The sequence below is a fragment of the Paracoccus sp. (in: a-proteobacteria) genome (genome assembly GCF_030538695.1).
In the GTDB taxonomy this organism is placed as follows: Bacteria; Pseudomonadota; Alphaproteobacteria; order Rhodobacterales; family Rhodobacteraceae; genus Paracoccus.
Window position 1 is genome coordinate 1 of sequence record NZ_JAUNTN010000047.1, and the last position, 4,455, is coordinate 4,455.

4 protein-coding genes and 1 pseudogene are annotated in these 4,455 nt (G+C 58.9%); 4 read left to right on the forward strand and 1 reads right to left on the reverse strand.

From position 1 onward, the window contains the following. Window positions 1-880 precede the first annotated feature (880 nt). Window positions 881-1,987, forward strand: a complete 1,107-nt coding sequence (locus tag Q4G24_RS16295) for an ATP-binding protein (protein ID WP_303367595.1) — start codon at window positions 881-883, stop codon at window positions 1,985-1,987. Between the two features lie 91 nt (window positions 1,988-2,078). On the opposite strand, the gene Q4G24_RS16300 is transcribed toward Q4G24_RS16295, so the two are convergent. After that, window positions 2,079-2,459 (reverse strand): VOC family protein, encoded by a 381-nt coding sequence (locus tag Q4G24_RS16300; protein WP_303367596.1) that lies wholly within the window; start codon window positions 2,457-2,459, stop codon window positions 2,079-2,081. 180 nt (window positions 2,460-2,639) lie between these two features. Here Q4G24_RS16300 and Q4G24_RS16305 point away from each other — a divergent pair, with 180 nt between their 5' ends. The 3 genes and pseudogenes from Q4G24_RS16305 (at window position 2,640) to Q4G24_RS16315 (ending at window position 3,973) form a co-directional block, all read left to right on the forward strand. Then, the gene (locus tag Q4G24_RS16305) at window positions 2,640-3,041 is read left to right on the forward strand and encodes a winged helix-turn-helix transcriptional regulator (RefSeq protein ID WP_368660954.1); all 402 of its coding nucleotides are present in this window, start codon (window positions 2,640-2,642) and stop codon (window positions 3,039-3,041) included. A 36-nt stretch (window positions 3,042-3,077) separates the two neighbouring features. Further along, a pseudogene (locus tag Q4G24_RS16310) lies at window positions 3,078-3,632 on the forward strand (ArdC family protein); the annotation flags it as partial. Next, window positions 3,629-3,973, forward strand: a complete 345-nt coding sequence (locus Q4G24_RS16315; RefSeq protein ID WP_303367598.1) for a DUF2958 domain-containing protein — start codon at window positions 3,629-3,631, stop codon at window positions 3,971-3,973. The pseudogene Q4G24_RS16310 and the gene Q4G24_RS16315, both read left to right, overlap by 4 nt. The last annotated feature ends 482 nt before the right edge of the window (window positions 3,974-4,455 follow it).

The window sequence follows — 4,455 nt, forward strand, 5'->3', positions numbered from 1 at the left end:
CATGAATTTGGTCATGTCGCCCCAGTTCGGGACGTTTGGATGGTGGTGGGCGAGAACGGCGCAGGGAAATCGCTCGATTTCAGAGAAGGCGACCGGCTGCCAACCAAGACCGTGCCAGGCCACCGTCGCGGCCTCGATACCGCTGCACACACTGAGATATCTGATCGAATCCATGCCAGCGGGCGTGGCACGGTGGCTGACCGGAAAGCGCGGAACGGACCGGAAAGTGAACGCGCCGGCCTGTTCCGGTCTTGTGGAAGCGTTGGAGGAGAGGGCGGCGGGTTAGGGTAGGGCTCATAGTTCCGCCAACTTGGCGGCATCGCCGGACCTGTTGACTCAACGCCTGCTCAACAGCTGAACGCCGTTTTAGCCCCATCGAGACCCGACGAAAAGCAGCGGATGCCGCCGGATACGGCGAAGGAAGCTAAATCTATCAAAGGGCTGTCTATGTAACCGATTGATTTGAAATCATATTGCAAATCCCGCATCTATCGGCTCATAACCTGAAGGTCATAGGTTCAAATCCTATCCCCGCAACCAATCCACAAAACCCCGCAAGCACAAAAGCTTCGCGGGGGTTTTTAATGTCGATTTGGTGGGACGTAAAACTGCGCCGTGGAAGCCTCGTGGAAGCACCGCACGGAAAGCTATAGCGTAGAAAACAGCCTGAAAAGGACAGGGATCACTTCTTCGTGATGGCGGCTCGGGCGTAACCGTTCGGCCTGATCGCACTGCCGCGCGTGGGGAGTGCTTCAGCGGGACTATGGTTGGCCACGGTATCGGCCGGCAGCAACAGAACAGGGACAGAGCGGTGCTGAGGTGGGGTGGTCCTGCGGGCGAGAGTGCGTCCGGGGCCTTCACCCTGATTGCGGAGTTTCCCATGATCCCTTATTCCTTCCACGCCCATGTTGCGCCCGAGGCCATCGACAAGGTCGGGCGCCTGTTCAATGCCTCGCTCGACGATATCCTGAACGAGCTGTTGCAGAATGCCCGCCGTGCCGGGGCGACGCGGGTTGCTGTCGATCAGATCGATGATCCGCAATTCGGGGCGGCAATCCGTGTGGCGGATGACGGGCCGGGGCTGGATGATCCGCAAAGCCTGTTCTCGCTCGGCCGCAGTGGCTGGGGCGATGACACCATCACCGCAGAGGATGCGGCCGGAATGGGCTTCTTTGCGCTTGCCAATCGCGGCGCGGGGATCATTGCACGGCGCAGGGGAACTGGCGCGGCGTGGCATATCGAGGCCAGCCCTGACGCTTTCGCGGGCAAGGCGCCGGTGACCGTCAGTGCCGGTCCCGATGGCTGGCAGGGCATGGCGGTGGTCTTTCCCGAAAGTCCGCGTGACAACCTTGCCGCCGCTATCAGGCAGGCCGCGCGGTTCTATCCGCTGCCCGTGACCTTCAACGGTGAAGATCTGCCGCGTGAGGATTTCCTCGCCGGTGCCGATCACATCGAAACCTGGCGCGGCATCCGCATCGGCATCTTTGAACGTGATACCACCATGTTCAGCCGACACGGTAACGCCAATGTCCATGGCATTCCCCTGCGGGTGCCGCTGCCATCGCTCGGTCAGCTCTGGCATCGCTCGTATCACGCCCGCATCGAAGTGATCCACAGCGCCGATCTGAAACTGGTCCTGCCCGCCCGTAAGGAGGTGGTGCAAAACGAGATATTCACCGCCCTATGTGACGAAATCCGCCGGATTTATTATCGACTGATCGCAGCGGCAGGGGCGCATAGCCTGTCCTTCGCCAATCATGCTCAGGCTGCGGCCTTGGGGATCATACTGCCCGAGGCCGCACCAATATTGCTGCCCTTCTTGCCTGATTGCGCCGACGGCAATCGCACCGATTACGCTTCGCCCGCGCGGATCATGCCGGATGCCGTCCTTTACACCGGGGCTGATGCCATTGAGGAACAGAACATGGCCCGCGCTATCCAGCATTGGTCTGAGGCCCCGACGCTTTATCTGCCGAGTTGCCAATGACCCTGACGGATCTCCTAATCCTCTCTGCGGGCTCCCGGTCCCTGAATCGGGGATGGCAACCCGCCCACACCAGCTTTGACAGGCAGGCGCCTTATTCGCCCCCTCTGGTCAAGTCTTCGGCAAGCATCAATGCGTTGCCATCCGGGTCATAAAACGTCGCTGTCTTGACCATACCTTCAACGACAATCGTTTCACCGTCGAATTTGACCATGGCCTGTTCCAGCTTTTCCCTCGCAGTATCCAGATCCGCGATCCCGAACACTGGAACACAGTTGCCCGGAACAGGCACGGTATGTTCGCCCAGACCAATCGTCACCCCCGGCGTGTTGGTCCGAAGCTCTGACCATCCGGCCTCGTCCGAATGGTAGATTGTCTCGAAGCCCAACATGCGCCCATACCACGCGGCACTGACATGCCGATCCTTGACGGACATCGAGATCGTTATCGTTTCATCAGGTGAAATCAGTGGCATGGTCTTTCCTTCCGAAAAGTAATATGGTAACTATATTTTATGGACATAAATTCATTTGTCAACCTCACCTCGCGGGCCTGGGCCATTCCCATCCTGTCACAGCTGCACAGAGGCGTTGCAGGGCGGCAGGCACCACTGCTGACAGCAACCGGAGCAAGCCGGGGTGCATTCAGGCAAAGTGTGGATCATCTGATTTCTCTGGGACTGATCGAGCGAAATCCCGGTTATGGGCACCCGTTGCGCCCGGAATTTCGTCTCACCGCGTCAGGCGTCACTGCCGCTGCCATCGCCAACAGGATTCTAAGCGTATCTGCGGATGAAGATCAGGATCTGTTGCGCCGCTCATGGACCCTGCCGGTGTTGACGGCGGTCCATAAGCCAAGCGGTTTCAATGAGATAAAGCGCAACCTGAAAACCGTTTCAGATCGCGCCCTGTCGCAGTCGTTGAAAACGATGGAGCACAGAAACTGGGTGCTCCGAAGCGTCGATGAAGCAGCCCGCCCACCCAGATCAATTTATCGCTCTGTGAACAAGGGCGAAATCATCAGCCGCGTGACCGTGCCTGAGATTGCCTTCGTTTAAGGAGCACCAGACGTTTCATAACAGCAGGCATCAGCTCGCTTCACCGTGTTCAATACCGCCCAATGCGAGGGCCTGCCCGACGATCTTGCCGTCACCGCCCCGCCGGTGCCGGAAGGCCTGATCGCGCCGCAGGTCGAGGCGCTGATCGCCGCCACCGGCATCGATTTTCGTATCGGCGGCGACCGTGCCTTCTATATGCCGTCGCTCGACTATGTGCAGGTGCCGCCGCCACAGGCCTATTTCGAGCCGATCAACTGGCACAGAACGGCCCTGCACGAGATGGGACACGCCACAGGCCACGCCAAGCGGCTGAACCGTGATCTGAGCGGCGGGTTCGGCACAAAGAAATATGCGCAGGAAGAACTGGTCGCCGAACTGACCGCCGCCTTTTGCTGCGCAACGCTCGGGATCGTGCCGACGGTGCGCCATGCCGATTACATTGGATCGTGGCTTGAGGTCATGCGCGAGGACAGTCGCACCATCATCCGCGCGGCATCGCAGGCCAGCAAAGCCTCCGACTGGCTCTTGGCGCATCTGCCCGAGGCGAGGCCCGATGCCGCGATCCCTGAACGTGAAAGGAGCGCGGCATGATCCTCCTGACCGCAGATCATCGCGCCCGCCTGCTGGCAAATGGCCGCAACCTGGATCAGGATCATGTTCCGGTGGTCAAATTCTTCAACCCAGTCGGGACCGGCACATGGCTGGTCACTGAGATGGAGCCGGATGGGGATACCCTGTTTGGCCTTGCCGATCTCGGCTATCCCGAACTGGGCAGTTTCAGCCTGTCAGAGATCGGGGCGCTGCGCCTGCCGTTCGGCATGGAGATCGAGCGGGATATTCTGTTCCGAACGGACCGGCCAATCTCGGTCTGGGCCGAAGCCGCGTGGGAAACCGGCAGTATCAGTGCGGCAGAGGCGGTTCTGACGATCTGAAACACTCTGACAAAAATAAGGCCTGTTGGAGCGTGAGATTTGGCAGGCATCCATTTAGAAGATCAGGCTTATGGTCTTGGGACGGCGTCAGAGCCAAGTATATCAAGATGCTGGAACACCGGCTCTGCCCTCTTCAGGATATTGGCTTTAAGAACGGCTACTCAGCCGCAAAGGCGTCACGTGGGTTATGGCGTACGACGGCCGACAAGAGATTTTGCAGTGCGATATGTTTGGGGCCCTTCTGGTCGCCTGATTTGATCCGCAACGTGCTAAAACCCAGATCAGGCAAGTCAAGTTTCGTATTTGCTCTGTCGCAAATCTGATGATCCTCCGCAATCTGGCTATCTGGAAGTATGAGCTACCCCCCGAAATTCGGACACTGACATAAGCTACGATTTGCAGTCTGCTGATCTTCGACGAGAAGGAGATCGTAACCGCCCGGTTTCTACCGCTTTGGATTTCGTTGATCAGGCGGCTTCGTG